The 24,435-nt window shown below is 33.7% G+C and carries 25 protein-coding genes; 12 read left to right on the top strand and 13 right to left on the bottom strand.

Annotated features, from left to right (window positions below; genetic code table 11):
* Nucleotides 1-651: a hypothetical protein gene (locus ACEN2I_RS15560; RefSeq protein ID WP_441767021.1), complete on the top strand. Its 651-nt coding sequence runs from the start codon at nucleotides 1-3 to the stop codon at nucleotides 649-651.
* A gap of 73 nt (nucleotides 652-724) precedes the next feature.
* The gene (locus tag ACEN2I_RS15555) at nucleotides 725-1,303 is read left to right on the top strand and encodes a PhnA domain-containing protein (protein ID WP_441767020.1); all 579 of its coding nucleotides are present in this window, start codon (nucleotides 725-727) and stop codon (nucleotides 1,301-1,303) included.
* An 80-nt stretch (nucleotides 1,304-1,383) separates the two neighbouring features.
* Here the strand turns inward: ACEN2I_RS15555 and ACEN2I_RS15550 are convergent, their stop codons facing one another.
* Entirely contained in the window at nucleotides 1,384-1,938 is a 555-nt protein-coding gene (locus ACEN2I_RS15550) for a fasciclin domain-containing protein (protein ID WP_441767019.1), read from the bottom strand.
* A 452-nt stretch (nucleotides 1,939-2,390) separates the two neighbouring features.
* Here ACEN2I_RS15550 and ACEN2I_RS15545 point away from each other — a divergent pair, with 452 nt between their 5' ends.
* The gene (locus tag ACEN2I_RS15545; RefSeq protein WP_441767018.1) at nucleotides 2,391-2,678 is read left to right on the top strand and encodes a hypothetical protein; all 288 of its coding nucleotides are present in this window, start codon (nucleotides 2,391-2,393) and stop codon (nucleotides 2,676-2,678) included.
* A gap of 87 nt (nucleotides 2,679-2,765) precedes the next feature.
* On the opposite strand, the gene ACEN2I_RS15540 is transcribed toward ACEN2I_RS15545, so the two are convergent.
* Nucleotides 2,766-3,788, bottom strand: a complete 1,023-nt coding sequence (locus ACEN2I_RS15540) for an LLM class flavin-dependent oxidoreductase (RefSeq protein WP_441767017.1) — start codon at nucleotides 3,786-3,788, stop codon at nucleotides 2,766-2,768.
* A 375-nt stretch (nucleotides 3,789-4,163) separates the two neighbouring features.
* On the opposite strand from ACEN2I_RS15540, the gene ACEN2I_RS15535 reads away from it, so the two are divergent.
* Together ACEN2I_RS15535 and ACEN2I_RS15530 are read left to right on the top strand one after the other, a co-directional pair.
* Nucleotides 4,164-4,688, top strand: coding sequence for an ExbD/TolR family protein (locus ACEN2I_RS15535; RefSeq protein WP_441767016.1), 525 nt, complete (start codon nucleotides 4,164-4,166; stop codon nucleotides 4,686-4,688).
* 11 nt (nucleotides 4,689-4,699) lie between these two features.
* A complete protein-coding gene (locus ACEN2I_RS15530) occupies nucleotides 4,700-5,224 on the top strand; it encodes an ExbD/TolR family protein (RefSeq protein ID WP_441767015.1) in 525 nt (174 codons plus the stop codon).
* Between the two features lie 260 nt (nucleotides 5,225-5,484).
* Here the strand turns inward: ACEN2I_RS15530 and rpsA are convergent, their stop codons facing one another.
* The 3 genes from rpsA to ACEN2I_RS15515 form a co-directional block, all read right to left on the bottom strand.
* Nucleotides 5,485-7,263, bottom strand: coding sequence for a 30S ribosomal protein S1 (rpsA, locus tag ACEN2I_RS15525; RefSeq protein WP_441767014.1), 1,779 nt, complete (start codon nucleotides 7,261-7,263; stop codon nucleotides 5,485-5,487).
* 387 nt (nucleotides 7,264-7,650) lie between these two features.
* Nucleotides 7,651-9,138, bottom strand: a complete 1,488-nt coding sequence (locus ACEN2I_RS15520) for an aminotransferase class V-fold PLP-dependent enzyme (protein WP_441767013.1) — start codon at nucleotides 9,136-9,138, stop codon at nucleotides 7,651-7,653.
* A 184-nt stretch (nucleotides 9,139-9,322) separates the two neighbouring features.
* Nucleotides 9,323-10,507, bottom strand: coding sequence for a BamA/TamA family outer membrane protein (locus ACEN2I_RS15515; RefSeq protein ID WP_441767012.1), 1,185 nt, complete (start codon nucleotides 10,505-10,507; stop codon nucleotides 9,323-9,325).
* Nucleotides 10,508-10,834: 327 nt separating this feature from the next.
* Between ACEN2I_RS15515 and msrA the strand changes: the two genes are divergently transcribed.
* A complete protein-coding gene (gene msrA / locus ACEN2I_RS15510; RefSeq protein WP_441767011.1) occupies nucleotides 10,835-11,368 on the top strand; it encodes a peptide-methionine (S)-S-oxide reductase MsrA in 534 nt (177 codons plus the stop codon).
* Between the two features lie 5 nt (nucleotides 11,369-11,373).
* Complete coding sequence (locus ACEN2I_RS15505; protein ID WP_441767010.1) at nucleotides 11,374-12,942, top strand: protein adenylyltransferase SelO; 1,569 nt, start codon at nucleotides 11,374-11,376, stop codon at nucleotides 12,940-12,942.
* Between the two features lie 51 nt (nucleotides 12,943-12,993).
* Here ACEN2I_RS15505 and ACEN2I_RS15500 read toward each other — a convergent pair whose 3' ends face one another.
* Both ACEN2I_RS15500 and ACEN2I_RS15495 read right to left on the bottom strand, forming a co-directional pair.
* On the bottom strand, nucleotides 12,994-13,962 hold the full coding sequence (locus ACEN2I_RS15500) for a YpdA family putative bacillithiol disulfide reductase (RefSeq protein WP_441767009.1): 969 nt from the start codon (nucleotides 13,960-13,962) through the stop codon (nucleotides 12,994-12,996).
* 6 nt (nucleotides 13,963-13,968) lie between these two features.
* Complete coding sequence (locus tag ACEN2I_RS15495) at nucleotides 13,969-14,442, bottom strand: CYTH domain-containing protein (protein WP_441767008.1); 474 nt, start codon at nucleotides 14,440-14,442, stop codon at nucleotides 13,969-13,971.
* A 178-nt stretch (nucleotides 14,443-14,620) separates the two neighbouring features.
* Between ACEN2I_RS15495 and ACEN2I_RS15490 the strand changes: the two genes are divergently transcribed.
* A complete protein-coding gene (locus tag ACEN2I_RS15490) occupies nucleotides 14,621-15,523 on the top strand; it encodes an OmpA family protein (protein WP_441767007.1) in 903 nt (300 codons plus the stop codon).
* Between the two features lie 23 nt (nucleotides 15,524-15,546).
* Nucleotides 15,547-16,095, top strand: coding sequence for a hypothetical protein (locus ACEN2I_RS15485; RefSeq protein WP_441767006.1), 549 nt, complete (start codon nucleotides 15,547-15,549; stop codon nucleotides 16,093-16,095).
* Between the two features lie 47 nt (nucleotides 16,096-16,142).
* On the opposite strand, the gene ACEN2I_RS15480 is transcribed toward ACEN2I_RS15485, so the two are convergent.
* The 4 genes from ACEN2I_RS15480 to ACEN2I_RS15465 all read right to left on the bottom strand — a co-directional run bounded on the left by ACEN2I_RS15480 (nucleotide 16,143) and on the right by ACEN2I_RS15465 (nucleotide 21,106).
* Nucleotides 16,143-17,189, bottom strand: a complete 1,047-nt coding sequence (locus tag ACEN2I_RS15480) for an o-succinylbenzoate synthase (protein ID WP_441767005.1) — start codon at nucleotides 17,187-17,189, stop codon at nucleotides 16,143-16,145.
* Nucleotides 17,190-17,455: 266 nt separating this feature from the next.
* Nucleotides 17,456-18,613, bottom strand: coding sequence for a tetratricopeptide repeat protein (locus tag ACEN2I_RS15475; RefSeq protein ID WP_441767004.1), 1,158 nt, complete (start codon nucleotides 18,611-18,613; stop codon nucleotides 17,456-17,458).
* A gap of 315 nt (nucleotides 18,614-18,928) precedes the next feature.
* The gene (locus tag ACEN2I_RS15470) at nucleotides 18,929-20,467 is read right to left on the bottom strand and encodes a DEAD/DEAH box helicase (protein WP_441767003.1); all 1,539 of its coding nucleotides are present in this window, start codon (nucleotides 20,465-20,467) and stop codon (nucleotides 18,929-18,931) included.
* Nucleotides 20,468-20,572: 105 nt separating this feature from the next.
* On the bottom strand, nucleotides 20,573-21,106 hold the full coding sequence (locus ACEN2I_RS15465) for a DUF6155 family protein (RefSeq protein ID WP_441767002.1): 534 nt from the start codon (nucleotides 21,104-21,106) through the stop codon (nucleotides 20,573-20,575).
* Between the two features lie 102 nt (nucleotides 21,107-21,208).
* On the opposite strand from ACEN2I_RS15465, the gene ACEN2I_RS15460 reads away from it, so the two are divergent.
* Together ACEN2I_RS15460 and ACEN2I_RS15455 are read left to right on the top strand one after the other, a co-directional pair.
* Nucleotides 21,209-21,496, top strand: coding sequence for a DUF3817 domain-containing protein (locus ACEN2I_RS15460; RefSeq protein ID WP_441767001.1), 288 nt, complete (start codon nucleotides 21,209-21,211; stop codon nucleotides 21,494-21,496).
* Nucleotides 21,489-22,745, top strand: coding sequence for a mechanosensitive ion channel family protein (locus ACEN2I_RS15455; protein WP_441767000.1), 1,257 nt, complete (start codon nucleotides 21,489-21,491; stop codon nucleotides 22,743-22,745). The genes ACEN2I_RS15460 and ACEN2I_RS15455 overlap by 8 nt, the downstream gene beginning before the upstream one ends.
* Nucleotides 22,746-22,847: 102 nt before the next feature.
* On the opposite strand, the gene ACEN2I_RS15450 is transcribed toward ACEN2I_RS15455, so the two are convergent.
* Nucleotides 22,848-23,276, bottom strand: a complete 429-nt coding sequence (locus ACEN2I_RS15450; RefSeq protein ID WP_441766999.1) for a hypothetical protein — start codon at nucleotides 23,274-23,276, stop codon at nucleotides 22,848-22,850.
* An 86-nt stretch (nucleotides 23,277-23,362) separates the two neighbouring features.
* A complete protein-coding gene (locus tag ACEN2I_RS15445) occupies nucleotides 23,363-23,746 on the bottom strand; it encodes an acyl-CoA thioesterase (RefSeq protein ID WP_441766998.1) in 384 nt (127 codons plus the stop codon).
* Nucleotides 23,747-24,004: 258 nt separating this feature from the next.
* Between ACEN2I_RS15445 and ACEN2I_RS15440 the strand changes: the two genes are divergently transcribed.
* Nucleotides 24,005-24,412: a glyoxalase gene (locus ACEN2I_RS15440; RefSeq protein ID WP_441766997.1), complete on the top strand. Its 408-nt coding sequence runs from the start codon at nucleotides 24,005-24,007 to the stop codon at nucleotides 24,410-24,412.
* Nucleotides 24,413-24,435 lie beyond the last annotated feature (23 nt).

The raw sequence follows: 24,435 nt of genomic DNA, 5'->3' as shown, positions 1-24,435 counted from the left end.
ATGATAGAAGAATTTATAACTTTTGAAAAATTCAACCACAAGAATTCAGCTAATGAACTTATAAAATTAATAGAAGAGAAAAACATTGCATATTTTTTAGAAAATAATTCTTTAAGTTTTGACCCTACTTTTGCAAACAATGGCTTTGGCACTGAATATTGTTTAAAAATTAAAAAAGAGGATTTTGATAAAGTCAACGAAATACTAATTGAAAAATCTGAAAAAGAAATAAATGAAATTGAAAAAGATTATTATTTGTTTACTTTTTCAGATGAAGAATTAATTGAAGTAATATCTAAAAGTGATGAATGGAATGCATTCGATGTTTCGCTTGCAAAAAAGGTTTTAAAACAAAAAGGAATTGATATAAGTAGTGAAAGAATTGAAAAAATAAAAGAACAAAGAATATTACAATTAGCAAAACCAGAAAAAAATCATCCTTTATTTTTAATATTTGGATACATTTCCGCACTTTTTGGTGGATTGTGGGCGTTTTTTATCGGATGGCATCTACTAACTTATAAAAAAACACTTCCTAACGGAAATCGAATTTACGCCTATTCTAAAGATGATAGAAAACATGGAAACAGAATCTTACTAATTGGAATTATATTTTTTGTTTTATGGCTGCTATATTTTTTCCTAAAATAACAACCTGTATAACATAAACTTGCAAGCGAAAGCAATTAAAACTAATTTCGCCTTTCAAATAAATACCAAAATAATGAGCATCGAAAGAGAATTAAACAAACGCAGCGGATCTAAATGTGAACTATGCGGCGCAACTGAAAACCTAAAAGTATATCAGGTCCCGCCTACCCAAAAAGGAGGAATTGACGAAGCAATAATGGCATGTACCACTTGCGTTGATCAAATTGAAAACCCGGATAACACAGATTTAAATCACTGGAGGTGTTTAAACGACAGTATGTGGAATGAAAATATTGCAGTACAAGTCGTTGCGTGGAGAATGTTGAGCCGTATGCGTTCAGCTGGCTGGCCACAGGAATTACTGGACATGATGTATTTAGACGAAGACACACTTGCGTGGGCACAAGCTACTGGCGAAGGTGAAGACGACGAAAACAAAATCATTCATCGTGACAGTAATGGTGTAATTTTAGAACATGGAGATTCTGTTGTTTTAATCAAAGATTTAAAAGTAAAAGGTTCCTCTATGGTTGCCAAACAAGGCACTGCTGTGCGTAACATCCGTTTAGACCACGAAAATGCCGAATATATTGAAGGAAAAGTAGATGGCCAGCAAATTGTAATTATTACACAATACGTAAAGAAGATATAATGTAAAAAGTCACAGTTTTATTAATCAATAAAACTGTGACTTTTTAAAATTGTAAAGAATCCAACTAACTTAATTTAATTTTACATTTTTGGAAGCAATACAGTATCCACTACATGTATTACACCATTTGACTGATTAACATCAGCGATTGTAACTTTCGATTTATTTCCGCTTTCATCAGAGATATACAAATCTTTTCCATCCATCCACGCAGTTAGAGTTCCACCGCTAACTGTTTTAAGAGTTGCTTTTCCTTTACCCATTTTTATTGCTTTTGCAATATCCGAAGCGTTCATTTTTCCTGCCACAACATGATAAGTCAAAATAGTTTGTAATGTTTTGATGTTTTCCGGTTTCAATAATGTTTCAACAGTTCCTGCGGGCAATTTGTCAAATGCAGCATTTGTAGGCGCAAATACTGTAAAAGGTCCTTTGCTTTGTAATGTTTCTACTAATCCGGCAGCTTTTACAGCAGCAACCAATGTCGTATGATCTTTTGAGTTAACGGCATTTTCGACAATATTTTTATTTGGATACATGGCAGCTCCTCCAACCATTACCGTTTTTTGTGCAAATGATGTAAATCCGAATCCCAAAGCTAAAATTGCTACAGCTAAAAATTTTCTAGTTTTCATAATGAATGTTTTAAGTTATAAATTCATTTACGCTATAATATTCATTTTGGTTTTAATACTTATAAATTTAAATAAGAATTAATATTAAATAACTAGAGTACAGTACTATTTTATTCCGGAATGCAGAAAAATAATGCCTATAAAATAATCGTCTTTAAAAATATAAAAAACTTTTTTGGACTTTATCTTTTCATTACCATTAAATTATAATATTCATGATTTATGTTTAATAAATCTTAAAACTTTGAAATCACTGAAACTTTAATAATCAGGTAACACGCCATCCTTTTTCCAACTTAATCCTTTTTTCAAAATTCAGCACCAGTTAACAAGATGAAAACTTAATAATTATTCCGAAAAATTGTATAAAATCTCTTCAGGATATAAAATGTACTTTTAAATCTGGCTAATTAATTGGGCCATAATAAACTACAAACTTTAAACTTATTTATATGAAATGCGAAAACTTCTATACGCATGAGGAATCTACAGGCGATATGACATATTATGAAGAGCAGTTACTATTAAATTACGATGATTATTTGGATAGAGCCTTTGAAGCTGAACTGACTGCCAGCAATCATTACAACTTAGAACTTGGCGATCTTGAAGAACACCTTGAGGATGATCTGATTTCGGAGTACGATGAAAATGACTGGGAAGAACTGGAATCTGTTGGCCTAGAAGGTGAATATGACAACAATGAAGAACAACCTGGAGCATTTTTAATTAGAAATTAAAACTGTGTCTGTGCTATTAGTTAGGCATACAGATAAGTCAAAAGTCCCCTTTTTAAGATGAGGGGACTTTGTGTGTTTTTTAAAGATTTAACGCCAACCGAGTTCCGGGGCAATATATTTTAGTATATCTGACAGCACATGAATATTATATTCAACGCCCAGTGTGTTGGGTATTGTCAGCAATAGCGTATCGGCTTCCTGGATGGCTTCATCCTGAACCAGCTCTGCAATGAGCTTATCGGGCTCAGCTGCATAACTCTTTCCGAAGATTGCCCGTTTATCTTTTTCTATATTACCAAAACTATCTGACCCTTTTCCCTGTTCTCCAAAGTAATACCGGTCCTGATCGTTAACCAGAGCAAAAATTGAACGGCTTACTGAAACCCGTGGTTCCCACTGATGCCCTGCTTTTTTCCAGGCTTCCTTATATAACCTGATCTGTTCCGCCTGCTGGATATGAAAAGGCTTTCCATTTTCGTCATACTTAAGGGTTGAACTTTGCAAATGCATACCGTTTTCGGCAGCCCAAACAGCAGTAGCATTCGATGCAGCTCCCCACCAGATCCGCTCTCGCAATCCTTCTGAATATGGTTCAAGACGCAATAAGCCTGGTGGATTTGGAAACATCGGATACGGATTTGGCTCTGCGAATCCTTCACCATTGAGCCTATTCAAAAATTCAAGGGCCTTTTTGCGCCCCATATCAGCATCTGTTTCCCCCTTCACAGGTTCGTAACCAAAAGCACGCCATCCGTCAACGACCTGCTCCGGCGATCCCCTGCTGATTCCTAATTGTAAACGTCCTCCTGAAATTAAATCGGCTGCGCCGGCATCTTCCACCATATACAATGGATTCTCATACCGCATATCAATCACTCCTGTTCCAATCTCTATTTTGCTTGTTTTAGCACCAATAGCCGAAAGTAAAGGAAAAGGTGATGCCAACTGGGCAGCAAAATGATGAACCCGGAAATAAGCACCATCCAAACCAATTTCTTCTGCAGCAACGGCCAAATCAATGGACTGAAGAAGTGTATCTCCTGCCGTACGAGTTTTATAGGAAGGATGATTGGACCAGTGCCCAAACGATAAAAATCCTATTTTCTTCATAGATAGCATTATTTATTAATTACTATTCCAAATATACGCATCATTATTGAGTGAGAGTTCAATCAGTGACCAGAAAGTATTATCACATTTCTTTATAACGTGGTATATCTAAAATTACGTTTTTAACTCCTGAATCAACTTAGCGCTATTGAGTAAGTTAAAAAGGTTTAAATTACAGCTTTTTCCAATCCTTCGGTTTCATACTTACCCATCTGAAAGCATACATAGAAGCAAAAGGCAACTAAAGAAGTCATAATATCAACAATCTTAAAAAACACTATGAATAAAGATTTAAAAATAAAAATTTTAACTTTTTTGAATCGGCGAACTTATGTAACATTTTTTTCGATAACTTTAAATCAAAATAGATTCATCATGGAAAATCTGCCTAAAAAAGTAAGAAGCAAAAAGTTAAATGCAAGAGTTGATTTAACGGCTATTGTCAGTGTTTCTTTTTTATTGATTATATTCTTTATGGTTGCAACTGAATTGGCAAAGCCTAAAATAATGGCTTTAAGTTTACCTGAAAAAGATCCAGTTTGGGATGGAGTTATTCGTTGTGGGGCTGGCATAGATTATCGTGTTATAACAGTTTTACTTGATGACAAAGATAAAATTATTACCTATTCAGGATTACTTGGATATTCAGATAAATTACCTAAAGAATTTAAATATGGAGCCGATGGTATTCGTAAAGAACTCATAAATAAGAAAAATAAAATTCAGAAATACTCTGGAGATTCGAATAGAGGTCCAATTGTAATCATAAAACCAAGCAAAAAATGCAATTTTAAAAATTTGGTAGACATTCTGGATGAAATGGCGATTTCAAAAATTGAAACTTACGCCATTGTAAACGAATTCACTCCCGAAGAAACAAAATTATTAGCAGCCAACTAAATCACAAAACTATGGAAATTAATAGAAAGGTCAGAAGCAGAAAGCTAAATAACAAAGTCGATTTAACTGCAATGGTTAGTATTTCTTTTTTACTGATTATATTTTTTATGGTTGCTACTGAATTAGCCAAACCAAAAATAATGAACTTTGGAGATGGTGATAGAGGCTGCGGTCCGGAACCTGTATGTAACCGACCAGATGAAAATCGTATTCTAACCGTATTACTTGATGACAACGATAAAATGATTACATATATGGGATTGTTGTTCGCTCCTGTCCAAAACCCAAAAGAAGTATATTATGGAAAAGACGGAATACGTAAAGAATTATTAGTTATTGATAAGAAAGTTCATGAATACTCCGCTGGAATGGGTAGACCTGAAATTGGCGTTACCGTAATTATTAAGCCGAGTAAAAAATCTAATTATGGTAATTTAGTAGATATTCTGGATGAAATGAAGATAACAGGAATCAATTCTTATGCTATTGAAGATTACTATACTCCCGAAGAAGCAAAATTATTAGCTTCAAATTAATTTTATTCTGAAAACCAGTGCCCTAGCCCAGATAGAAGGGAAAATCCTTTTGTGGCGGGGTTCGCCATAAAAGATTGGAATGATAGCTGGAAATAGCTTCTTGAAATTCTAAAAGTAAATTCTTTAAATTCCAAATTCCAATTATCACGAGGTTATCGAGTCCGCTCGAACTGACAAACATAAAACCCAATATCTGAAACAAAAAGCACAAAAAAAGCCCCACATCACTGTGGGACTTTCTATTTATAAAAAGCTAAGAATTATTTTTTCTCAGTTTTTTCCATTTTAGCTTTTAATGCAGCTAATACATCATTGTTATCTCCTAAAGTTGCAGCTGGTGCATTTGTAGAAGAGTTAGATGAAGTATTTTCAGTTGCAGCTTTCACATTTTTCTCTTCTTCTTCACGGAAGATAGCAGTGTGAGAAGCAACTACTCTTTTGAATTCTTTGTTGAATTCGATTACTTTGAAATCAGCAGTATCACCTTTTTTCAATTTCTTTCCGTCTTCTTTTTCAAGGTGACGAGTAGGAATGAAAGCAACGATATCATCTCCGAATTCTACAGTAGCTCCTTTGTCAACGATTTCAGAAATTTCACCATTGTGGATAGTTCCTACAGCGAAAGAATCTTCGTATTGATCCCAAGGATTAGCAGTAGTTTGTTTGTGACCTAAAGATAATTTACGTCCTTCAACATCTAATTCTAATACTACTACATCAAGTTTTTCACCAACATTTACAAATTCAGACGGGTGTTTGATTTTCTTAGTCCAGGATAAGTCAGAGATGTAAATTAATCCATCAATTCCTTCTTCTAATTCTACGAAAATACCAAAGTTTGTAAAGTTTCTAACGATACCTGTATGTTTAGAACCTACTGGGTATTTAGAAGTAATGTCAGTCCATGGATCTTGAGTCAATTGTTTGATACCTAATGACATTTTACGGTCATCTCTATCTAAAGTTAAGATAACAGCTTCAACAACATCTCCAACTTTTACGAAATCCTGAGCAGAACGTAAATGAGTTGACCATGACATTTCTGAAACGTGGATTAAACCTTCAACACCTTCAGCAACTTCGATAAATGCACCGTAATCAGCGATTACAACTACTTTACCTTTTACTTTGTCACCAATAGTTAAATTAGCATCTAAAGCATCCCATGGGTGAGCGTTTAATTGTTTCAATCCTAATTGAATTCTTGTTTTCTCATCATCGAAATCAAGGATTACAACGTTTAATTTTTGGTCTAATTCAAGAACTTCACTTGGGTGGTTGATTCTGCTCCAAGAAAGGTCAGTAATGTGAATTAATCCGTCAACACCACCTAAGTCAATGAACACACCATAAGAAGTAATGTTTTTAACAACACCTTCTAATACTTGTCCTTTTTGTAATTGACCGATGATTTCTTTTTTCTGTACTTCAATATCAGCCTCGATAAGAGCTTTATGAGATACAACAACGTTTTTGAATTCGTGGTTAATTTTTACCACTTTGAATTCCATCATTTTGTTTACATATACATCGTAGTCTCTAATTGGCTTAACGTCAATTTGAGATCCTGGTAAGAACGCTTCAATACCAAAAACGTCAACGATCATACCACCTTTAGTTCTACATTTAACAAAACCGTTAACGATTTCTCCAGTTTCATTAGCTGCAATAACTCTATCCCAAGATTTAATAGTACGTGCTTTTCTGTGAGATAATACTAACTGACCTGTTTTGTCCTCACGGATGTCAATTAATACTTCTACTTTGTCACCAACTTTTAAATTTGGGTTGTAACGGAATTCATTTAAAGAAATAACACCTTCAGATTTAGCATTGATATCAACGATAACGTCTCTATCTGTAATTCTAACAACAACACCTTCCACTACTTCTTCCTGATCTGTAGCGATGAAAGTCTTAGATACTAGTTCTTCAAACTCTTGTAAGTTTTTCTCATCTACTGCATCGATTCCTTCTTGGAAGTTATGCCAGTTAAAATTTGCTAAAAACTCTTCTTGTGATTTAATTTGTTCAGACATGCTGATAAAAAATTTGTATTCTGTTTTCCTCGAGTTTCATAAAGCAGTAGAAAAAACAGAAGTTGTTTTACATAAATAGTTGATACCTAATGGAAACTCTTCTTTGCCAAAAGGTCTGCAAAATTAATACATTTATTTGTAATAGCAAACTAAAACCAGCATGATTATCAGTTAATTGCTTAGAAGCACAACTTTTAAAGTTTTTCAAGACCAAAAGTCCCGCTTTCACTCCTATCTTTTATGGCGAACCCCGCCATAAAAGGATAACCGCTCTATCGGGGCTACGTTAGAGGTTTTGTGGTTTTTAAGATTTCTAAACTCTTCAAAAAAACAAATTCGACAGGTTTCAAAGAAACTGTCGGGTCTAGATAATCTATTATTTTCTAATTAAGAAGCAAACCATCCAGAAACCAACTCGTCTTCAAACGAATTCGCATTTTTATGAATAAACTCATTGGTGTTTTTATCATACGTATAATCCAGTTTCCAGTTTTCATGGTTTTTAGCCAAATTCTTAATACTTTCACAAACAAAAGCAATTTCTTCATTGGTTGTCGTTGGATGAATCGACATTCTGATCCATCCCGGTTTTTTGATCAAATCCCCAATCGTAATTTCATCTACCAGTTTATTGGAAGCTTCCTGATCGACATGCAATAAGAAATGCCCGTAAGTTCCGGCACAGCTGCAGCCGCCTCTGGTTTGAATACCGAATTTGTCGTTCAGTAATTTCACTCCCAGATTAAAATGTAAATCTTCAATAAAAAACGAAACCACGCCCAAACGCTCCTGATGATGTCCCGCCAAAATTTTAATATTGTCAACTGTATTCAGTTCATTAAAAATAAAATCTACAATTTCATGCTCACGCTGCAGGATATTTTCAATACCCATTTCTTCTTTCAGCTCAATAGCTAAAGCTGTTTTAATAACCTGTAGAAAACCCGGAGTTCCACCATCTTCACGATCTTCAATATTATCGATGTATTTATGCTCACCCCACGGATTGGTCCAGCTTACCGTTCCTCCACCAGGACAATCCGGAATCATATTGTTGTACAACTTTTTATTAAAAATCAATACTCCGGAAGTTCCAGGACCGCCCAAAAACTTATGTGGCGAAAAGAAAATTGCGTCAAGATACGCTTCCGGATCTTCAGGATGCATATCAATTTCAACATACGGTCCTGAACAGGCAAAATCCACAAAACACACTCCATGATATTCGTGCATTAATTTTGCAGCTTCATGAAAAGGTGTTTTTAAACCCGTCACATTTGAACAAGACGTTATTGAAGCTATTTTTATCGTTCTGTCTTTATGCTTTTCTAATAATAGACCCAAATTCTCTAAAGAAAAAAGTCCTTTTTCGCATGACGGAATAATTTCAACATCCGCAATAGTTTCCAGCCACGAAGTCTGATTCGAATGATGTTCCATATGCGAAATAAAAACAATCGGTCTTTTCTCGGCTGGTACATTAGTAAAAGCTTTCAGGTTTTCAGGAACTTTCAAACCCAAAATACGCTGAAACTTATTGACAACACCTGTCATCCCAGTTCCATCTGTAATTAGAACATCATCGGAACTTGCATTAGTATGCCGTTTTATAATCCGACGTGCATGATGGTACGCTTTTGTCATCGCAGTTCCTGAAACAGTGGTTTCGGTATGGGTGTTGGCTACAAAAGGCCCAAATTCGTTTAAAAGCTTTTCTTCAATAGGACAATATAATCTTCCGCTTGCCGTCCAATCAGTGTAAACAATCTGTTTTTTCCCGTAAGGCGATATAAACTCCTGATTGATTCCAATTATATTTTCACGAAAACGTTGAAAATAAGTTTCTAATGAAGTGTTGTTAATTTTGGTATCCATTCTGTATTTCTATTTGCATACAAATATATTCCTTTTTTACAGAATTGAGAATTTATCAATTATAAACTTAAAATTTTAATTCAAACAACATTATAATCATTAAAAATACAATTATAAAGATAATTCAACAACATTACCTATAGAACTACTGGAGTAATTAAAATCGTAAAGAAGATATTTAATTTTAGAAAGTTTCTCCTGCGTTAAGATAAAATCCTTTTGAGTTTCGTCCCCATGCATAATCAACAATAAGATTCGTTTTTGTTGCCTTATCAATTAATAACCGCAAACCAATTCCTGCAGCAGGCTGGATATGATTAAAAAGACGAACACTGTTGTTATCATTACTTGCTGTTGTAAAATTGGTAAACGCAACACCGCTTAAAACCTGATTACAAGTTATTGGAAACCTAAATTCTGATGAAAAATAAATCAGCCCGGGACCACGAAATAATCCTTGTGTGTACCCCTCTCCGCTCCTGCTCCGCTGATCCCAGCCTATTGCGGGCAAATTCAAATATGGCACTTTTCCGTTTACAACAAATTGTCCATAAGCCCACAGTGCAAGAATATATCGTTTATTAGGATTAAAAAGAGGTATAAAATGACGGTATTCTCCATACAAAACACCGCTATATTCCTGATTTTTAAAAAATACAGGATTTAATCGATAATTTAAATTTGCATACCATCCTCTGCCTGCATTTACCTGATTGTCTCTGGAATCGTAAACTGCATTAAAATTAAATCCGTTTAGAAAATATTCAGTATTATCAAAATTGTATTTTTTACTATAATTATAATGATTTGTAAATTGTCCCTTTTCTACGTCAAGATTAAAATCGTTTATTGAAGAATACCAGTCAAAATTTAAACCTCCTCCCAAATAAAAGTCCTTGCTTACTTTCCAGGAAGCCGTTTGATGGAATTTGAAATAATTATAATCCATTGGCTCGGCAATAGGGCTAATTTCAAAATCGCTATCTACAGTATGCCTCGGAATTATTCCAGTACCTAAACCATAGTTGGGCTGAGAAAAAATATAAAACCTGTAGTCTCCGCTAAGGAATATCTTATTATTATTGAGTAAAATATTATTTTTAACGTTAATCATCCATTGCTTTTTAGTAGTATATATAATTCCAAAATTTGCTATGGAGTATTTATCTTCTGTCTGTTTTCCTTTAAAAGTATATTGAGCAACTGCCCCAAACATAAATCCGGTGGCAGGTTGAGAACCGATGACCGGAATTACCAGAAAAAAATTATTCCTGACTGGTTTGATCACTAAAACTGAATCTTTCTTTTTAAAAATTTCAAATATGGTTTTTAGAGGACATGAAGTATCGATATTTTCAGTTTGTGCCATCAAATTAGCGGAAACAAAAAGTAAACACCAAAAAGCGTTAAAAACTATTCTGTGATATTTATTTTTAAAATAAGACAAATGGTTTGAATTTAATGGTTTTCAACAAATGGTTAGTACAGTAAATATAATCATATATCACTCATTAACAACAAACTAAGACAATAAAAAGTTCATTAAATTTATTTAAAAATTTGTAAATTATGTGTTATTCGGCTTTTTTATTTATAATTCAATTAACTTTTCAGGTAGCCGAAAAACGTATAAATAGTTTTAAATTTGATAAAACTATAATTTTAATCAAATTCTAGAAGTCAAAAACCATAAAACATGAAAAATCAAGCAATTGCAACTTTTGGAGGTGGCTGTTTCTGGTGTATAGAAGCTATTATTCAACGTTTAAAAGGTGTTGAAACCATAAAATCCGGTTATTCTGACGGACAAATTAAAAATCCTGCTTACAGAGAAGTATGCACAGGACGAACCGGTCATGCCGAAGTGATACAAGTTGTTTTTAATCCAGATATTATATCGTATCATGACCTGATTACTATCTTCATTACGAGCCATGATCCTACAACCCTAAACCGACAAGGTGCAGACAGCGGTACACAATATCGTTCTATTATTTTATATCATGATGAAACTCAAAAAGAGATAGCCGAAAAGGTTCTTGAAGAATTAAAACCGGTTTATGCCAATCCAATTGTAACCCAGCTAAAACCGTTTCAGGTGTTTTATGAAGCAGAAGAAGATCATCAAAATTATTACAATGACAATCCGGAAGCAGGTTATTGCCGAATGGTAATTGACCCGAAAGTGCACAAATTAAAAAAGATGTACGCCGATAAATTAATCGATTAGTCCGCATGAAAAATTTAACAATACGTAATCGTTTTACAAATGAATTACCTGCTGATCCTGATGAAACCAATGAAATTCGTCAGGTTTCGAAAGCAGTATTTTCCTATGTAAATCCAACAAAACCATCCAATCCTAAACTAATTCATGCTTCTGAAGAAGTGGCAGAAATGATTGGAATCTCAGCTGATGAAATTCAATCTGAAGAATTCCTGAATGTCTTTTCCGGAGAAGAAATTCTTCCTCATACACGTCCGTATGCAATGTGTTATGCGGGACATCAGTTTGGAAACTGGGCGGGACAATTAGGTGACGGACGAGCCATTAACTTGACTGAAGTCGAACATGATAATCAGTTTTTTACTTTACAATTAAAAGGAGCCGGAAAAACACCATACTCCAGAACTGCTGATGGTCTGGCCGTTTTGCGATCTTCTATTCGGGAGTATTTATGTGCCGAGGCCATGTATTATTTGGGCATTCCTACTACCAGATCGCTTTCACTGATGTTATCTGGGGATGAAGTGCTTCGTGATATTTTATACAACGGAAATCCTGCATACGAAAAAGGTGCTGTTGTATGTCGTGTCGCTCCATCGTTTATTCGTTTTGGAAGTTTTGAAATGCTTACCGCCAGAAACGAATTAAAGAATTTGAAAGAGTTCGTCGAATACAACATCAAATATTATTTTCCTGAGATAAAGGGAGAACCAAAAGAACAATATTTACAGTTTTTTAAAACCGTTGCCAATACAACCCGCGAAATGATTTTGCACTGGCAGCGAGTTGGCTTCGTTCACGGTGTCATGAATACGGATAATATGTCGATTCACGGCATAACAATAGATTATGGTCCTTACGGATGGCTGGAAAATTACGATCCAAACTGGACACCAAATACGACCGACAGTCAGAACAGAAGATATCGTTTCGGTAATCAGCCTCAGATTGCACAATGGAATTTGTATCAATTGGCAAATGCTCTTTATCCTTTAATTAACGAAGCCGAGCCTTTAGAAAAAATATTAGAATCCTTTATCACTGAATTTGATTCCGATTACAAAAAAATGATTTTAAGTAAATTGGGATTGGTTACTCCAATTGAAAATGACGATGAATTTATAGCTTATTTAGAATCGAATCTGCAATTATCAGAAACGGATATGACTATTTTTTATCGCAATCTGAATAAATTTAAAAAGACAGATTCTCCGGAAAATGCTTTGAAATCTATAGAAGATGCTTTTTATAATCCCGAAGAAATTAAGGATACCATTCTGGACAATTGGCTATTATGGTTTACCGATTATCTGGAACATCTCAATAATGAAACCACTTCAGATGAAGAACGAAATAAACTTCAAAACGCTGTAAACCCTAAATATGTGTTAAGAAATTATATGGCGCAATTAGCAATTGATGCAGCTGATAAAGGAGATTATTCGTTAATTGCCGAATTATATGAATTATTAAAAAAACCTTATGAAGAGCAGCCTGAAAAAGAAAGATGGTTTGCAAAACGACCGGATTGGGCGCGTTCAAAAGTAGGTTGTTCCATGCTTTCCTGTAGTTCTTAATTAATTTTACAACAGACTATAGGGTTAAAAATCCTGTAGTCTGTTGTATTTTTATTTTGAAGTTATATAATCAACAATCATATTAGCATGAATGCGTGAATTTTCAATAAACCATTTGTGAGTCTGCAGGCCACCGCAAACTACTCCTGCCAAAAACAATCCTTCTACATTTGTTTCCATCGTTTCAGTATTGTACGCTGGTGTTTTTAATTCATCATCAGATAACTGAATGCCTATTTTTTCAAGAAAAGATAAGTCAGGTTTGTAGCCTGTTAATGCTAAAACAAAATCATTTTTAACAACCACTTTTCCGTTAGGCGTTTCAATTTCTACCTCATTCCCTCTAATTTCAGTAATATTCGATTCAAAATAGGCTTTTATACTCCCTTCGGCAATTCTGTTTTCAATATCCGGTTTTACCCAATATTTTACACGACTATTGATTTCGTTTTTACGAATAACCATAGTTACATTCGCTCCTTTTCTCCAGCATTCCAAAGTTGCATCAACAGACGAATTATTTGCTCCGACAACCAAAACATCTCTAAAGGCATATTCATGTGCTTCTTTGTAATAATGACGAACTTTTGAAAGCTCCTCACCTCTTACACTCATTTCTATCGGAATATCATAAAAACCTGTTGCGATAACTACATTTTTGGATTCGTAAATACCTTTATCGGTTGTAATTCTAAAAAGCTGACTTTCCTGTTTATGAACTTCAGATACTTTTTCGAATAAATTAATATTGAAATCAAAATAACGGTGAATATTTCGGTAATATTCCAATGCTTCCTGCCGACCCGGCTTTGGCGCCAGGCAATTAAAGGGAATATTACCTATTTCAAGTCTTTCTGCTGTAGAAAAAAACGTCATATACAAAGGATAATTGAAAATACTATTGACAATTGCCCCTTTTTCTATAATCAGATAATTTAGGTTTTTCTTTTGAGCTTCGATTGCACAGGCAAGACCGATTGGACCTCCACCCACAATAATCAAATCGTATAATTGTGTCATAAATTATTATTTTTCCCAGTCTTTAAAAGGATTTTTACTTAGATAAGCATTGTAGTATCGGCTATCATTTGTTACTTCTTCACCCAGCCAATCCGGTTTTTCAAAAGGTTCTGTTTCTGATTCCAGTTCTATTTCCGCCATTACCAAACCTTCATTTTCTCCATAAAATTCATCGACTTCAAAAATATGATTTCCTGATTTTATTTCGAAGCGTGTCTTTTCAATTTTACCTTTTTCGCATAATTTAAGTAATTCCTGTGCTTCATCCAGCGGAATTTCATTCTCCCATTCAAAACGCGTCATTCCACCATGATGACCGATTCCTTTTATCGTAATAAACCCCCTATTACCCTTAATTCTGATTCGTACCGTTCTTTCCGGTAAAGAACTTAAATAGCCTTGGGCAATTTTATTTTGAGTAAAAGCCTGTTCTTTAAAGTCAGTTGACTTAACCAGAAACTTTCTTTCTATTTCGACCATTGTCTTTAAATTAATTTCTATGCAAGGTACTTAATTTAATTTATGCGAAGATTTCAAAAAATGAAGATTTGTCTTTGACATTCAAACTTGCAACTAATTAAAAACACAAAAACAACTCATTACCAGTGTGTTATGTGTTTTTTTTTATTAAATTTGATAGAATCTTAATATTTTCACTATGTCTAAAAAAGCACTTTATCTATTAGGCATTGCTATAACAATAATTTTAGGTACTTTTTTATATCTTAAATTTTGCTGCAATTGCTGTGAGGAAACACCAAAAACGAATAAAGAAGTTCCTGTTGTCATTTCCGAGACCAACTTTGTTCCGTTCATTCTTAATGGCTCCGGAATTGAGTATCGTACTAACGACAACCTCAAGTTCATAAAAAACAGTTACGCAATTATACTGCCAGTTAGTGATTCTGTATCACTTGGAATTGAAAATCTTAAAACATTTTTGATTTCTAATCCAAAGCAAAAAGTAACGATAACCGGATACGCAACTTCTGACGAAACAAACACAACTACATTTGAAAATCTTGGCTTAGCAAGGGCAAATGATGTGAAAAATTATTTTGTATTAAAAGGTTTAGCGGCATCACAATTTGATACCAAAGGAGAAATTACAGATAAATGGAAAATGGATTCAGACACACTTTTAGGTCCCGCTGAATATAAATTTGAAGCATTGGATACAAATTCAGCAACTGACGAATGGAGTATTTTGAAGGCTAAAATTAACGGTGATCCTCTTATCCTTTATTTCAATACTAATAAATCATCTGAAAGTCTGAATGCCGAAGAAAAACAAAAAGTGGCTGATCTTGTCAAATATACTAAAAACATTAAAGATGCTGCTGTTTTAGTTGTTGGACATACCGATAATGTTGGAAATAGTGATGCTAATATAGTTTTAGGACAAAAACGTGCTGAATTCTCTAAAAATTATTTGTCAAAGAATGGTATTGATTCAGCACGAATCGAAACCCAATCTAAAGGTCAGGATGAACCGATAGCAGATAACACCACAAGTGAAGGAAAAGCCAGTAACAGAAGAACTGTAATTACAATAAAATAATTAATCTCAAAAAAAATAACATTATGAATATACCTTGTATCTTAATACCTGCTTTAGTGGGATTAATCTCCGGAATTTTAGGTTACCTGATTGGAAAAATGGGAACAAAAGCTGATGATTCATTAATCGCATCATTACAGTCAGAATTAGATGCCTGCAGATCCAATACAAATAATCTGAATGTAAAAATCGCCTCATTAGAGACCGATTTAGCAGAAAAAGCCAATATATCACACACAACCCAATCATTCGTTGCCAGCACACCGGCATTCCTGTTTGATTCAGGATTGGCTCTAACTGGTTTTGGTAAAAAAGTAAAAGAAAACGATTTAAAAATAGTAGAAGGAATCGGACCAAAAATTGAAGCTCTACTTAATGCTTCGGGAATTTATACATGGAAAGATTTATCCGAAACTTCAACAGAAAAAGTACAATCCATTTTAAATACCGCCGGTGAAAGCTACGCAATTCACAATCCAAGTACATGGCCGAAACAAGCATTACTGGCCCATGAGGGTAAATGGCAGGAACTTAAAGAATGGCAATCAGGATTACGCGGAGGAAAAGAATAAAATCATTAACTATTTAACCATAAAAACTGGCTTTTACGCCAGTTTTTTTATTTTATTAACTCGAAATCAAAATTCCAGTTTCTTTTTTTATTATACCACAATTGCCCTTGGGAAACTTCAAGCGGGCAATCAAAGTTATTTGTATAAAGCGCTCCAGTTCCTAAACCCTGAGGCATATTATTATTTTGTAAAAATGTCCATTGCGCAATGGCATTCAAACCAATATTACTTTCTAATGCAGAAGTAATCCACCAGCCAATATTATATTTTTCTGCCAACTTAATCCATTCTTGTGTTCCTCTAAAACCACCAACAAAACTTGGCTTCAAAATGATGTATTGCGGTTTGATTTTTTGCAGAAGACCCTCTTTTTCTTCCAAAGTAAAGACTCCTATTAGTTCTTCATCCAAAGCAATCGGGAAAGGTGTTGTTTTACACAGCTCTGCCATCCTGTCAGCATTATTTTTTCGAATAGGCTGCTCAATACTATGTAATTCAAAACCAGACAATTGTTTTAATTTATATAAAGCTTCATTTGAAGAAAAAGCACCATTAGCATCCACGCGAATTTCTATTTGTTCAGCAGTAAAATGAGCCCGAATAAAACCTAATAATTCAAGTTCTTTTTGAAAATCAATAGCACCAATCTTGAGTTTTATACAGGTAAATCCCTGTTCCAGTTTTTCTTCTATTTGCTCTTTCATAAAAGCTTCTTCTCCCATCCAGACCAAACCATTTATGACAATTGATTTGGAATTATTGGTAAAATCTGAAGGAAATAACAGATATGGATTTTCGCTTTTCAGCGATAAAAAAGCCATCTCGATTCCGAATTGAATAGAAGGGAATTCTAGCAATTTTTCCCAAAGAGCGTCTTTACCCAAATGAACATTTTCGCAAGCCCAATTTAATTTTTCTTCATAATCATCTCTGTCGTCAGCACTCAATCCTCTTAAAATACCACACTCTCCTATTCCTTTTTTGCCGTCTTTTTCAAGAACTATAAACCAGGTTTCTTTCTCGGTCATAATACCGCGAGACGTTCCGGAAGGACGTTTAAATTCGAGCATGTATTTTTGGTAAGTTGCTTTCATGCGTGTGTGTGTGTGTGTGTGTGTTAACTGTATAATAATTTTTAAACCATATAAGTGATATAAGAAAATTCAAGTTTGCTGTGGGTTATAATATAAACAGGTTCCGACTAAGTTTATCCTGAGTGAAGCCGAATGGACTCAGCCTGACAACTGATTAATGACAGCTATAGATTCAACTTACGATTAAATGAACTTATAATAATTATATGGTGAAAACATCTTTAATTATACAATTTCAAAACCCTCTCAAAGTCTGATGAAGGTAGTCATGCTTTTTGGAAAAGAGCAAAATCCTGTTTGGTTTTGTCTATCCAGCTCAAGCTATCGGTTACATTTTGGGATTGGTATTTTTTATAAATTGGTTTTGCCTGACTGTAATCATCACTAACCAGATAGGCATGTGCTAAATTTAGTTTTATTAACAATTCGGTATCGTCTAATTTTTCCCCGTCTTTTAAAAACTTAATTGCTTTTCCGTATTGCCTGGTTAGAATGTAACTGTAACCAATTGTACTATAATCAAGTGCCGTAGCTTTTCCTGCCGTAATAATTGTATTCAATTTAGGAATCGCTTCGTTATACTTTTGCAGTTTTATTAAGGTATTTGCCTGAGTTCGTAAATCATTATAAACGTTTTTTGAAATAGAAGCATCGTTGTAACAGGTATTTCCAAAATCCTTATATACCTTCGTTTTTTCTATTGCAAGTAATTTTTGATATTCACCATAGCGATATTCCTTCATGATTTTATCCAGAATGCAAACGCAAAAATCATCAGAATTAGCCATTTTTTGAGCCATTGTCGAGGTTTTACACAAACTGACAATTTCATTCTTATTATCCTGATTCCAGCCACGATTAAGTTTTATATCTACCCATGGCACGACTTCTAATACAATTTTTTGTTTTAAAAGCCAATTTTTGCTTTCGAAACCAAACCAAATCGTGCTGGTATTTACTTGCAGACAAGAAGATTTATCGAGGGATAAACGTTTGGCGTCTTTGCTTATCGGTTCGGTCTGAAAATGACAGGCATCATTGATTTTTCCGTTATCAATGTATTTTATTGCATTCGAATCTGAAGTAAAAATTGCATAGGTACATTTATCATCTCCGGATATTTTGGACATCAGAAACACAGCTCCAGCAGATCCCTGACCTATTCCATATGGGTCGGGAATAGCTTTTAGTAATGAAACCAAACTATTAGTCATCTGCTGATTTTCGTCCAAAAGTGTGATTCGATAAACAATTTCAGTTGTGCCAACAGGCAAATCTTCAGTTTTAATTGTTATTCTGTCACCAGCAGAAACGATTATTTCTTTGGTAGTAGCACGCTCTTTGTCCCAATATCCGTCTTTTTGTGCAAAAACATTGTAAGAATAGCTAACTAAAAGAAATAAAAATACTTTTTTGAAATTCATTTATGAGTCTATTTTAATAATACAGCTACTATACACAAAATTCAGTCCTAATTTTCTTTTGCCAAAGATCAAAATAATTTTGTTAAAAACAATTAATCTTATTAAAAGAAGTGGCATTTTGAAATCGATTTTTAGCCCTGATGGGAACGGCATCCTTTTGTGGCGGGGTTCGCCACAAAAGATACAGTGGACAGCAGGAAATAGCTTCTTGAAATTCAAATATCAATGTCAATATCAAATTTAAATTCAATGTTAATTACAATACCAAAATTATAAATTGGTTTCGCTGCGCTCGACTTGAAGCATAGCTATTTATCAATCTGGCTCGTTCATGATTTTTTCACGGTATTTTTTACCGATTAATAAAGTCATTTTCAGCTTATAATCGTCAACGAGCCATTCGCGGTAGTTTTTACTGCATTGACTTAAACATTTTGCATAGCGCTTAATTCTGCATTCAATATCATCATCCAGTTCTTTTGACAATGATTTTGCTTCCTGCAGCGTTTCGGTATTATCGACACACATTGCGGCATGTTGTTCTAATGATTTGTCTAAAACTACTTTTGAACGTAGATTTTGTTTGATAATTAATTTGTGTTCTTCATCAACATCAAACGTCACATCTTCTGTTTTACTAAATTTTGCACGCAATTCAGGCGGCATGCTGTATTTAAAATACAATTCGATTTCGGTATCATCACGCAGGTTTTCTAAGTAAAACTCCGGTGATTTAAAAATATGCTGCCAGTTAACCGGCTCGCTCCATAAACCAAAACGGGCTGCATTATTACCCAAATCGATAACAGTAAACTCGTCTTTGCCTGGCAATTTACGAGATCCACGACCAATCATCTGATAATATAAAGTCAGTGATTTTGTTGCTCGGTTTAAGATAATAGTCTCTACCGTTGGCTCATCAAAACCTGTAGTTAAGATTCCAACAGAAGTTAAAATAGCATCCGGCGTTTTTTTGAACCATGCCAAAATATCTTTACGCTCTTCGGCACTACTGGTATTATCAAGGTGTCTGATATCGTAACCTGCTTCTCTAAACGTTTCATAAACATATAGTGAAGTATGAATACCGTTATTGAAAATCAAGGTTTTTTTACCCAATGAACGCTCTGTATATGCATGCAAAAGTTTTTCCTGCATGATGGTATTAGTATATAAGTCATCAGATGATTTTACGGTATAGTCTCCGTTGATACCTACTTTTAAAGAGGTTAATCCAACATCATAACTGTAGGTCGTAGCACGTGCAAGAAATCCTTTGTCAATCAATGAACTAATTGTGTCGCCCACAATAAGTTCATCATAACTCTGGTGCATTGGTAATTTTATATTCGAACTCAAAGGTGTTGCCGTTACTCCAAGAATAAAAGCATTTTTAAATGAGTTTAATAATTTTCTGAATGAATTGTAATGCGCCTCATCAATAATTACCAAACCAATATTATCGAGATGCAATTTCTCGTCGTTAATACGGTTTTTTAAAGTTTCGACCATTGCTACAAAGCATGAATAATCGTTTTGATCGGGCAATTCTTTTACTTTACTGTTGATGATTTTATTAGAAACACCAAAACCTTTCAGCATTTTTGAAGTCTGCTTACAAAGTTCGATACGGTGTGTCAGGACCACAACTTTTTTATCATTATTTGCTAAATAACGACGTACAATTTCGGAAAATATCACAGTTTTTCCGCCACCTGTCGGTAATTGATACAATAAATGATGTTGAGCCGGAGCATTATCTAACCGTTCAAAAATGGCATCGATATCGCCTTTTTGGTATGCATAAAGTTCTTTTTTCTCTTCTCTTTCTATTTCTAAAGTGTTTTGAGACATTATTTTTTGGGTTTTTGCAAAAATACACCTAAAAAACAGTTTTTCACAGTATTTTAACCTAAAATAAATGATTTTTTTAAATAAGATTTTTTATGAAGAACCTGTTTAAGCAATAATTTTGTCCAAAATTGCTTCGAATTCATACTTATTTTTCCATTTTTGTTGAAGAGTTTCATGTTGAATTGCAATAATCCTTGATTTAAATTCATTTAAAATTCCGTTAGAAATCACAAAATTTACGGACTGTTCGAAAGAATTAAGCATGCTTTTGTAAAATAATTCCTGTTTTATAAGATTTCCCGATGAATATGTTTGCGCTATTTCAATATTATACAGCATAATATCTGCAATTACAAAAGGATCAACTCCCAATGAAATAAAATGCTTGATAATTTTTTGAGCTACAGAACGACGCATTTTTGCTTTAGGACGCCATTTTGCACCAGCCTTTTTTATAGGAAAGTATTCATGTGAGATTTTTGTCTTACTTTCCTGTAAAAGTTTATCTTCTTTCGGATTAAAAACAAAATCATAAAAGACTTTTACGGGACTAAATTTTTCATACAGCTCGATAATTTGTTCTTCTAGCTGTTCTTTATTTAGTTCTGCTAAATATTTTTTTAAATCACGTTTACTCATACTCAAAGTTTAAGAATACAAAAGTAAATTACTTTCGTGAGACATAACTCAAAAATCAACCATATTACTTAATTTTGCTGCTATAATTTAAAAGATATGTACATGCTTAAGATTTTTAAAGTTACCGCTATTTTAGAAGGGATCTCCTATTTAGTTTTATTCGCCAATATGCTTATTATCAAAAACAATAATCCAGAACTTTATCACACACTATTACGCCCATTAGGAATGAGTCATGGAGTATTATTTATAGGATATATTATTTTGGCTTTTTTACTAAAAAAACCTCAAAACTGGGATCTAAAGACTTTCGGAATCATCCTGATTGCTTCTCTTATTCCGTTCGGAACTTTCTATATTGAAAAAAAGTATTTAGAAAATAATGCATAAGCTTGTGGATAAAATATTTAACTTTTTATACCCGCTTTTTAGAGATTGGGGAATGAGCCGCAGCTTTGCTTCATACACCAGCCTTGTTTTAAATATTGCCCTGATGGTGGCTTTAGCCTATGCAATTTATTATGTAGCCAAATTTGTTCTGGTAACGTTGACAGCCATTTTTGCCCAGCGTACCAAAACCAAATTTGACGATTATTTAATTCATAATAAAACCACAAAATACACGGCCTATTTAATACCGTTTTTCTTTATTTACAAAGCTGTCCCGGTCATCCTGGACAAATACGAATATTGGGAAGCTGTTTTTGGAAAAATTGTAGGTGTTTATATTGTTTTGATTACTCTATGGATTATCAGGACTATTTTTAATTCCTTACGCGATTATTTAAAGCAAAAGCCCGAATACAGTGATAAGCCAATTGATAGTTTTGTTCAGGTTATTATGATTGTGCTTTGGATTTTTGGGGTTTCTATAATTATTTCCACATTATTTGGAATAAAACAAACCGACTTACTAACTATTTTAGGAACACTTTCGGCTATTATTATTCTGATTTTCAGAGATACTATTTTAGGATTTGTATCCAGCGTTCAGGTAGCTATCAATGATATGGTTCGTATTGGAGACTGGATTACGATGGATAAATTTGGCGCCGATGGAGATGTTATCGAAATTAATCTGACCACTGTAAAAGTTCGAAATTTCGACAATACCATTACTACAATTCCAACATATGCTCTAAGTTCAGACTCTTTTCAAAACTGGCGAGGCATGCAAAAATCTGAAGGACGACGTATCAAAAGACACGTTTTGATTAAAAGCAGCAGTATTCGTTTTTTGAATGATGCTGATCTGACTCAGATGAAAAAAGTGCAGTTGATTAGTTCTTATATTGAAACAAGGAAAGATGAAATTGAAAAATACAATGACTTGCGTGGTATAGACAAAACGTTGGCAATTAACGGCAGAAACATGACTAATTTAGGTTTGTTCAGAAAATATATAATGCAATATCTGATAAACTATCCAGGACTGAATAAAGATTTACATATAATGTGCCGTCAGCTCCAGTCTACAGAACATGGAGTTCCGTTAGAAATTTATGCTTTTTCAAGTGATAAACGCTGGGCTAATTACGAATATATTATGGCCGATATTTTTGACCACGTAATGGCTTCCGTAATATATTTTGATCTGGAAATATTTGAATTACCTTCTAAAATTGGGCGTTTAGAATAAGCTTCATTCTTTAAAAAGTTTCAGGTTTCAGCTTTTTTTTGTCATGACGTATATCATCTTTAAAACTTGAAACCTGAAACAATGAAAACCTGAAAGCTGAAACTATTCTTTCGCCTCTTCAAAAATAAATTTAGAATTATTGTACTCTATAGGTATACCGGGCATAAAACACGGAAGGTTCATGTAGGTACTAACGACACCGCTTCCTAAAAATAGTTTGTTTTCCTTTTTTAGTAAGGCAATCGGTATTCTTTTCCAGCTTCCTCCGTTAGAGATATAATGAAAATCTCCTCTTAAAGTATCCCCTTTTATATCTCCCCTTACATCTCCTGAGTCTTTACCTATCCCATAATACGATATTTCGTAACGGCCGTAAAACCGTTTATCGTTCTTATTAATTGCTAAAATTGCTGTGTCTTTATTATTCACAGCCCGATAGACAACATGCTTGTATTTGTCTTTTTCTTCCTTAGAGTTGCAGGACATCAGAAAAGCAAATAATACGGAAACTTTTATACAGTTTTTAAGCATTTTCTAAGAGTTTTTTGCTATATAAAAAAATATAAGCTTGGTGCAAAGTTATCTGAATCTATTTCACTTATAGTTGAAAATTTATTTTATAAGCGGTCTTTTACAAATTCAATTTTGGTTTTTCCATGTGGTTTTGGCTTTCCATCTTCGTCCAGATTTACCATAGTCGTATGATCAATGGTGATGATAATTTCGCGTGTCATCATATTTCTTACGGCACATTTAAGAACTAAAGATGTTGTACCAAATTTCACTACGTCAATTCCAATTTCTACTATATCACCTTGTCTGGCAGAGCTCTTAAAATTGATCTCCGACATATGTTTGGTAACCACTCTCGAATTTTCTAATTGCACAATCGAATATAATGCAAGCTCTTCGTCAATCCAAGCTAACAGCTGTCCACCGAATAAAGTCCCGTTCGGATTTAAATCTTCGGGTTTAACCCATTTTCTGGTATGAAATCGCATAAATTTTATTTTATACGGGTAAAAATAGTTTATTACTCCCATACTAGAATGATCTTTTTTTATTAATTCTTAAGATTTCAATAATTCGAAAATTTGCTGCTGAATTATTGAAAAAATCACTTTTAAAAATCCTTATTATTAAAATTACAGTTAACGAAATATTTAATTTATAAACTTATTATTTGTAGAATTTGTCAGTAACTAAATCCGGAGAAGTTACTTTTATAAGAGATATTTTTATAACTTTAAAGAAAAACAATGGCAGACAGAGACACTTTTTTAAAAGAATTCAGAGGCGAAACTTTAGGAACGATCAGCGCTCAGTCATCAGCTGATGAGTTATTTCAAAATCAAACCATTAGGCCGATTTTAAAACTTCAGAACGATTTGTTCATTGCGGTTTTCATTAATTATGTAAATAAAAACAAAGCTGATTTTTATTCTTACACTGTCGAAAAAAAATTGCAGGTTATCGAAAACTCCATTCAAAAAGATATTAAATTCAGAAATTCTCTAAAAGGAATTGTAATAGCTCTTTTTACTATCGAAGAATACAATACCTATATTCAAAATTCTTCAAGCTTAAACAAAAGAATGATGAATTTGCTGATTGAGCGATTAAAAAGCCATGTGCAAATGTTTGAGTTAGAATCTAATTCGCAATAGATTGTATTCATATAAACTCAAAA

This window comes from Flavobacterium sp. W22_SRS_FK3, assembly GCF_052113665.1.
GTDB lineage: Bacteria > Bacteroidota > Bacteroidia > Flavobacteriales > Flavobacteriaceae > Flavobacterium.
This window is presented reverse-complemented; position numbering and strand designations above follow the sequence as displayed.

Bases quoted from the DNA above. Each gene is read 5' to 3' on its own strand.
- ACEN2I_RS15560 (WP_441767021.1), top strand. From the start codon at position 1: ATGATAGAAGAATTTATAACTTTTGAAAAATTCAACCACAAGAATTCA.
- ACEN2I_RS15555 (WP_441767020.1), top strand. From the start codon at position 725: ATGAGCATCGAAAGAGAATTAAACAAACGCAGCGGATCTAAATGTGAA.
- ACEN2I_RS15550 (WP_441767019.1), bottom strand. From the start codon at position 1,938: ATGAAAACTAGAAAATTTTTAGCTGTAGCAATTTTAGCTTTGGGATTC.
- ACEN2I_RS15545 (WP_441767018.1), top strand. From the start codon at position 2,391: ATGAAATGCGAAAACTTCTATACGCATGAGGAATCTACAGGCGATATG.
- ACEN2I_RS15540 (WP_441767017.1), bottom strand. From the start codon at position 3,788: ATGAAGAAAATAGGATTTTTATCGTTTGGGCACTGGTCCAATCATCCT.
- ACEN2I_RS15535 (WP_441767016.1), top strand. From the start codon at position 4,164: ATGGAAAATCTGCCTAAAAAAGTAAGAAGCAAAAAGTTAAATGCAAGA.
- ACEN2I_RS15530 (WP_441767015.1), top strand. From the start codon at position 4,700: ATGGAAATTAATAGAAAGGTCAGAAGCAGAAAGCTAAATAACAAAGTC.
- rpsA (WP_441767014.1), bottom strand. From the start codon at position 7,263: ATGTCTGAACAAATTAAATCACAAGAAGAGTTTTTAGCAAATTTTAAC.
- ACEN2I_RS15520 (WP_441767013.1), bottom strand. From the start codon at position 9,138: ATGGATACCAAAATTAACAACACTTCATTAGAAACTTATTTTCAACGT.
- ACEN2I_RS15515 (WP_441767012.1), bottom strand. From the start codon at position 10,507: ATGGCACAAACTGAAAATATCGATACTTCATGTCCTCTAAAAACCATA.
- msrA (WP_441767011.1), top strand. From the start codon at position 10,835: ATGAAAAATCAAGCAATTGCAACTTTTGGAGGTGGCTGTTTCTGGTGT.
- ACEN2I_RS15505 (WP_441767010.1), top strand. From the start codon at position 11,374: ATGAAAAATTTAACAATACGTAATCGTTTTACAAATGAATTACCTGCT.
- ACEN2I_RS15500 (WP_441767009.1), bottom strand. From the start codon at position 13,962: ATGACACAATTATACGATTTGATTATTGTGGGTGGAGGTCCAATCGGT.
- ACEN2I_RS15495 (WP_441767008.1), bottom strand. From the start codon at position 14,442: ATGGTCGAAATAGAAAGAAAGTTTCTGGTTAAGTCAACTGACTTTAAA.
- ACEN2I_RS15490 (WP_441767007.1), top strand. From the start codon at position 14,621: ATGTCTAAAAAAGCACTTTATCTATTAGGCATTGCTATAACAATAATT.
- ACEN2I_RS15485 (WP_441767006.1), top strand. From the start codon at position 15,547: ATGAATATACCTTGTATCTTAATACCTGCTTTAGTGGGATTAATCTCC.
- ACEN2I_RS15480 (WP_441767005.1), bottom strand. From the start codon at position 17,189: ATGAAAGCAACTTACCAAAAATACATGCTCGAATTTAAACGTCCTTCC.
- ACEN2I_RS15475 (WP_441767004.1), bottom strand. From the start codon at position 18,613: ATGAATTTCAAAAAAGTATTTTTATTTCTTTTAGTTAGCTATTCTTAC.
- ACEN2I_RS15470 (WP_441767003.1), bottom strand. From the start codon at position 20,467: ATGTCTCAAAACACTTTAGAAATAGAAAGAGAAGAGAAAAAAGAACTT.
- ACEN2I_RS15465 (WP_441767002.1), bottom strand. From the start codon at position 21,106: ATGAGTAAACGTGATTTAAAAAAATATTTAGCAGAACTAAATAAAGAA.
- ACEN2I_RS15460 (WP_441767001.1), top strand. From the start codon at position 21,209: ATGCTTAAGATTTTTAAAGTTACCGCTATTTTAGAAGGGATCTCCTAT.
- ACEN2I_RS15455 (WP_441767000.1), top strand. From the start codon at position 21,489: ATGCATAAGCTTGTGGATAAAATATTTAACTTTTTATACCCGCTTTTT.
- ACEN2I_RS15450 (WP_441766999.1), bottom strand. From the start codon at position 23,276: ATGCTTAAAAACTGTATAAAAGTTTCCGTATTATTTGCTTTTCTGATG.
- ACEN2I_RS15445 (WP_441766998.1), bottom strand. From the start codon at position 23,746: ATGCGATTTCATACCAGAAAATGGGTTAAACCCGAAGATTTAAATCCG.
- ACEN2I_RS15440 (WP_441766997.1), top strand. From the start codon at position 24,005: ATGGCAGACAGAGACACTTTTTTAAAAGAATTCAGAGGCGAAACTTTA.